Source organism: Aneurinibacillus danicus, assembly GCF_007991215.1.
GTDB lineage: Bacteria > Bacillota > Bacilli > Aneurinibacillales > Aneurinibacillaceae > Aneurinibacillus > Aneurinibacillus danicus.
Genome location: NZ_BJXX01000079.1, coordinates 1 through 5,566, shown reverse-complemented (window position 1 = coordinate 5,566; position 5,566 = coordinate 1). Strand labels below are relative to the sequence as shown.

6 protein-coding genes are annotated in these 5,566 nt (G+C 47.3%); all 6 read right to left on the bottom strand.

Annotated features, from left to right (window positions below; all coding sequences use genetic code 11):
- Window positions 1–1,074 (bottom strand): O-acetylhomoserine aminocarboxypropyltransferase/cysteine synthase family protein (locus tag ADA01nite_RS09375; protein WP_146809697.1); only part of this gene is annotated, 1,074 nt, incomplete at its 3' end.
- A gap of 143 nt (window positions 1,075–1,217) precedes the next feature.
- Window positions 1,218–2,084, bottom strand: coding sequence for a MetQ/NlpA family ABC transporter substrate-binding protein (locus tag ADA01nite_RS09370; protein WP_146809696.1), 867 nt, complete (start codon window positions 2,082–2,084; stop codon window positions 1,218–1,220).
- A gap of 26 nt (window positions 2,085–2,110) precedes the next feature.
- Entirely contained in the window at window positions 2,111–2,779 is a 669-nt protein-coding gene (locus ADA01nite_RS09365; protein WP_146809695.1) for a methionine ABC transporter permease, read from the bottom strand.
- Window positions 2,776–3,561 carry a methionine ABC transporter ATP-binding protein gene (locus tag ADA01nite_RS09360; protein WP_146809694.1) on the bottom strand — a complete coding sequence of 262 codons (786 nt, stop codon included), beginning with the start codon at window positions 3,559–3,561 and terminating at the stop codon, window positions 2,776–2,778. Before ADA01nite_RS09360 ends, ADA01nite_RS09365 begins: the two co-directional genes overlap by 4 nt.
- On the bottom strand, window positions 3,558–4,907 hold the full coding sequence (locus ADA01nite_RS09355; RefSeq protein ID WP_146809693.1) for an LLM class flavin-dependent oxidoreductase: 1,350 nt from the start codon (window positions 4,905–4,907) through the stop codon (window positions 3,558–3,560). The genes ADA01nite_RS09360 and ADA01nite_RS09355 overlap by 4 nt, the downstream gene beginning before the upstream one ends.
- Before the next feature lie 4 nt (window positions 4,908–4,911).
- Window positions 4,912–5,472: a GNAT family N-acetyltransferase gene (locus ADA01nite_RS09350; protein ID WP_246147278.1), complete on the bottom strand. Its 561-nt coding sequence runs from the start codon at window positions 5,470–5,472 to the stop codon at window positions 4,912–4,914.
- Between the last annotated feature and the right edge of the window lie 94 nt (window positions 5,473–5,566).

The window sequence follows — 5,566 nt, the reverse complement described above, 5'->3', positions numbered from 1 at the left end:
AAATGTTTTGCCTGCTTCCGCTCCCCCCTTAATCCCGAAGGTAAAAATCGAACCGGCTCCTTTCGGGAAGTACGTTTGCGCCAGATCATAATATTTGTTTCCCGGTAAGCCGGGGTAGTTGATCCATGCAACCTGCGGATGATTTGATAAAAATTCCACGACTTTTTTCGTGTTGGATACATGTTTTTCTACGCGGAGCGATAGCGTTTCAAGCCCCTGCAGGAACAGGAATGAATTGAACGGGCTGATGGCTGCGCCGGTATCCCGCAGGTACTGCACGCGCGCTTTTGTAATATAGGCGGCAGGAGCGAACGTTTCCTCATAACGAAGCCCGCCGTAGCTTGGATCCGGTTCTGTGAATTCAGGGAATCGGCCGCTGGTTGCCCAATCGAAATTTCCGCTGTCAACGAGCAGGCCACCGATGGAGGTGCCGTGTCCACCGATAAACTTCGTAGCAGAATGGACAACAATATCCGCCCCGTGCTCAAACGGCTTAATCAGATATGGCGTGCCGAAAGTATTGTCTACAATTAACGGAACGCCGTATTCGTGGGCAATATCGGCAACCGCCCGGATATCAATAATGTTGATTCCCGGATTCCCAATGCTTTCGATATAGACAGCCTTCGTTCGGTCATTTATGGCTTTCCGGAAATTTTCCGGATCATCGGGGTCTACGAATGTCGTACGAATTCCCAGTTTTGGGAGCGTAATCGAAAACAGGTTATAGGTGCCGCCGTATAATGTGCTGGCCGCCACAATTTCATCCCCGGTTCCGGCAAGATTTAAAATCGAGTACGTGACAGCCGCCGCGCCGGACGCAACCGCCAATGCGCCCACCCCTCCCTCCAGCGCCGCAATGCGTTGCTCCAACACATCTGTAGTCGGATTGCCTGTGCGGGTGTATAAATTTCCAACTTCCTCCAGAGAGAATAAGGTGGCTGCATGCTCTGTATTCTCAAAAATAAATGAGGTAGTCTGATAAATTGGCACAGCTCGCGCTCCTGTTGCCGGATCTGGACTTTGCCCTGCGTGCACCTGCAGTGTGTCGAATTTTAATAGCTTATTTCCCATGTTCTTTCCTCCTTATCCGATGTGCTGGTCCATAAAAAAGACCAAATTTATTTTGAAAATAAATTTGGTCTCCAGTGGTCTGGTCAACACATCTATCATTTAAAGTATTGATATTAAATTTAATTGTATGTTTCTATCATTTTTTAGAATGCAGGAACGACTGCAACTCCATATTTGTCCTCGATGAATTTTTTTACTTCCGGAGATGTCAAAGCAGCATCGAGTTTTTTGATTTCGTCCCGGTTCTCGTCTCCTTTACGGACAACAATTACATTGGCGTAAGGTGAGTCTTTGTCTTCTCGGAACAAAGCTGTATTTGGATCAATCTTGGCTTCCAGAATAATATTCGTATTGATAATCGCGCCGTCAAGATCCGGCAGGGATCTTACCAGCGTTGGAGCTTCGACTTCCTCGAATTCCAGTTTCTTTGGATTGTCCACGATGTCTTGCGGTGTCGCTTCATAGGTTGTAATACCGTCCCGCAGTTTAATTAACCCCTGCTGCTGTAGCAGAGCCAGCGCTCTGTATTCATTCGACGGGTTGTTTGGAATGCCGATTTTCGCGCCTTCTTTAAGTTCATCCTTTGATTTCACTTTGTCTGAATAGAAAGCGATCGGTTCTACGTGAACTTTCGTTACTGGAACAAAGTCATACCCTTTTTCTTTTTTGACAGAACCAAGATATGGGACGTGCTGGAAATAGTTCGCGTCAATTTGTTTGTCCTGCAGGGCTGGATTTAACTGCACTTCATCATCGAGCACGACAACTTCCAGATTAACGCCTTCTTCCTTCAACTTTGGTTTAATAAAATCGAGGATTTCCGCGTGCGGCACAGCCGCCGCTCCCACTTTCAGCGTAACTTCCTGTTTGTCAGTTTTTTCTTCCGCATTGCCCTGGGCGCTGGCATTTGAGCCAGACGTTTCACTGCTTTTCGTGGCTCCGCATCCTGCAACGAAAATACTTAAAATAATCAATAAAGATGTAATAATTCCTATACTTTTTTTAGCCATATGCAGCACTCCTATTTTTTATTTTCCTACTCAAATTTGTATCGCTTCCTATTTATATATCTCGCAATGTAATCACCTGTCCATTGAATGACTTGAACGAGAATAATAATTAACAGGACGGTTGAAAACAGAACATCTTCCCGGAATCTCTGATAGCCGAAGCGAACAGCCAGACTGCCCAGGCCACCTGCACCGATTGCGCCCGCTATAGCTGTAAATTCAATAATGCCGATGATGCCGATGGTTGTCGCGCGCACAAGTGCCGGCAGCGCCTCGGGAATGAGCACGTTAAAAATAATCGTAACATTCGAAGCACCCATTGCTTTCGCGGCTTCGATTTTCCCTATGCTCACCTCCTTCAACGAATTTTCAATAATGCGCCCGAGAAAAGGAGCCGCGCCAATCGAAAGCGACAGGATGGCGGCTGTCGGACCTAACGTCGTGCCTATGAGCAAGCGTGCCAGAGGAAGAAGCAACACCACCAATATAATGAAAGGAAGGGAGCGGATGCTGTTAATAATCGTACCGATGATCCGGTTGAGCTTGGGCGCTTCAAGAATATTTCCCTTTTCAGTGACAACCATCGTCACTCCAAGCGTAATGCCCAGAATAAACGCGAATAATGATCCCCAGAATACCATATACAGCGTTTCACAAAGCCCTTTCCAGAGCAAACCAAGCAAATCGTCTCTCATATCCCTGCCCCCATGCCCTCTATAACATTTCGCTTGTTGCGGTAATGTTCAATGATGCTGACAAATCGCTTTGCCGTGTCACTTTCCGGATTCAAGAAAAACTTATCAACCGAACCCCTTTCTACAATTCTTCCATTCTCGATAACGGCCATATTACGGCAAATATGCTGCAGCACATCCAGCTCGTGCGTAATAAGCACAATCGTTAGATTCAGCTTGCGATTAATATCCTGAAGCAGCTCCAGAATCGAATGCGTCGTCTGTGGATCAAGCGCTGAAGTCGCTTCATCGCAGAGAAGTACATCCGGATTATTGACCAGCGCCCGGGCGATGCCGACCCGCTGTTTCTGTCCCCCGCTCAACTGGGAGGGATAGGCATTCTCTTTGTCAGGCAATCCGACAAGCTCCAGCATCTCCCTAACCCGCTGCCTGATGTACGGCTTTGAATGTCCCGCAACTTTTAACGGGAATGCAATATTTTCGAAGACCGTCTTCGCATCCAGAAGATTGAACTGCTGAAAAATCATGCCGATTTTTTGCCGTGCCTGCTGCAGCTCTTTATGGTTTAATTCCGTAATGATTCTGCCTTCAATCTCAATGCTGCCAGAATCGGGTTCTTCCAGTCGATTGAGGCAGCGGATGAGCGTCGATTTCCCCGCTCCGCTAAACCCGATAATGCCGAAAATATCCCCTTTTTGAATTTCCAGATTAATATTCTCCAGTGCTGTTACTGTATTTGTTGCAGTTCTGTATGCTTTGTTCAAATTTTTAATAACGATCATGTACCCACCCGCCGGCTTTCCTGTGCAAAGCGATTTTCTGGTTTTGGCAAATTGAAATGCTCCCGCAGCGTATCGCCTTCATATTCGGTGCGGAACAGTTCCCGCTCCTGCAGAATCGGTACAACATAATGTACAAAGTCCTCCAGGCCGTCCGGAAGAAGCGGAGCCATTAGCATAAAGCCGTCTGCCGCTCTTTCTGTGAACCATTTTTCAAGCGTATTCGCTATTTTTTCAGGTGTACCGATCAAATCCGGGTCTGTAAAAGAGCCGGTCAGTACGGAATACACCTCTCTGAGCGTAATATCTTCCCTGGCGATGATAGGCTGATGTTTTTTATAATCAGATTTCGTCTCCGGGAGATTGCCCAGTCCAATGTCAGACGCTCTTGAATCAAGCGTCAGTCCCGTAAAATCAACGCCTTTAAAATAATCCGCCAGAAAACCCAGCGCTTTTTTCTCAGTAATGAGCGACTCGAGATACACAAATTTCTGCTTCGCTTCTTCTTCCGTTTCCGCAATGATTGGAGAAATGCCCTGCAGCACATACACATCATCAGGAGAGCGGCCGGCATTTGCCACCTTACTTTTGAAGGATCGATAATACTCTTTTGCGTCTTCTATCCCGTATTTAATGGAAAAAGCAACTTCTGCCGTGTTCGCGGCAAAGTTCTGTCCCGCTTCTGAGTTGCCCGCCTGTACAAATACGGGATGTCCCTGCCGGGAGCGCGCAATATTCAGCGGACCCTGGACGGAGAAAAAAGCGCCCTGATAATTGATGCGGTGCAGTTTGTTCCGATCAAAAAATTGATCATTTTCTTTATCCCGCACAAAGGCATCATCTTCCCACGAGTCCCACAACCCTTTAACTACTTCGACAAACTCCTTCGCCCGCTCGTACCGCAGGCTGTGATCGTAATGCTCTTCCCGTCCGAAATTCAAAGCCGTATTGCCGGATAAATCTCTTGTCGTCACAATATTCCACCCCACCCGTCCTTTGCTTATATGATCGGCGGACATAAGCATACGGGCAAGATTGAACGGCTCGGTATACGAAGTGGAAGCGGTGGCGACGACCCCTATTTTTGAAGTAGCCCCTGCCAGAGCGGTAATAAGGGTAATCGGTTCATACCTGTTTAAAATATTCACGTGGGATTCTTCATTAATAGCCAGACTGTCTGCGATAAAAACCATATCAAATTTCCCTTTTTCAGCAATTTGCGCCAGTTTTTTATAATAGTCGATATCGATGCTAGCATCCGCCTGCGCATGTGGATGTCTCCATGAGGCCACATGCATACCCGTTCCCACCAAAAAGGCGGATAATTTTATCTGTCTTTTTCGAGTCATCAGGCTACCTCCCTGCATAGTGCTTTGAATGTAACACTTTTCTTAAAAAGACAACCTGTCCCAGCCCTTCTTCATGGTATTCGTAGAACCGTTCGTATCCCTTGCGCTCGTACATCGGAATCAGCCACGGATGACGTTCGGCCGTCGCTAATACAGCACCGGGCGCCCCCAGCGTATCTCGAATAATTGTTTCTTCAAGCCAGGTAAGGAGCCGGTTTCCGATTCCTCTACCTTTATACGCGGGAGCTACAGCGAACCAGCAGATGTAGGGCAGATCGGTCACTTTTTTTACTTCTTCGAAATTTCCTAGCGTAATGGTTGCGATAATGCCCTGCTCATTCTCCATCACAAAGCACGTATTGCTCGTAATATTATGTTTGACCATCTTAAGGTCTGCTTTGGCAGCCGGGAACAGAATGCCCAGCTGCAGGGCAGGTGCATACGCCTCCAGTGTAAGAGCCAGCAATTTCTCTGCGTCCTCCAGCGTGGCCAACCGGATATTTTCGCTCATCCTATCACCACTCAATAGTGTAATCCTGCCGTGAATCGGCGAATTGTCTGCCATGCCTTCACCCCTTTCTTTGGCACAGAAAACGGCCATGGCGTCTCAGCCGTAACCCCGTCATGAAAATGATGGGAAGGACAGCTGACTTTAGTGG

Excerpts from the sequence above, each read along its gene's own strand:
- ADA01nite_RS09370 (WP_146809696.1), bottom strand. The coding sequence starts at position 2,084 with ATGGCTAAAAAAAGTATAGGAATTATTACATCTTTATTGATTATTTTA.
- ADA01nite_RS09365 (WP_146809695.1), bottom strand. The coding sequence starts at position 2,779 with ATGAGAGACGATTTGCTTGGTTTGCTCTGGAAAGGGCTTTGTGAAACG.
- ADA01nite_RS09360 (WP_146809694.1), bottom strand. The coding sequence starts at position 3,561 with ATGATCGTTATTAAAAATTTGAACAAAGCATACAGAACTGCAACAAAT.
- ADA01nite_RS09355 (WP_146809693.1), bottom strand. The coding sequence starts at position 4,907 with ATGACTCGAAAAAGACAGATAAAATTATCCGCCTTTTTGGTGGGAACG.
- ADA01nite_RS09350 (WP_246147278.1), bottom strand. The coding sequence starts at position 5,472 with ATGGCAGACAATTCGCCGATTCACGGCAGGATTACACTATTGAGTGGT.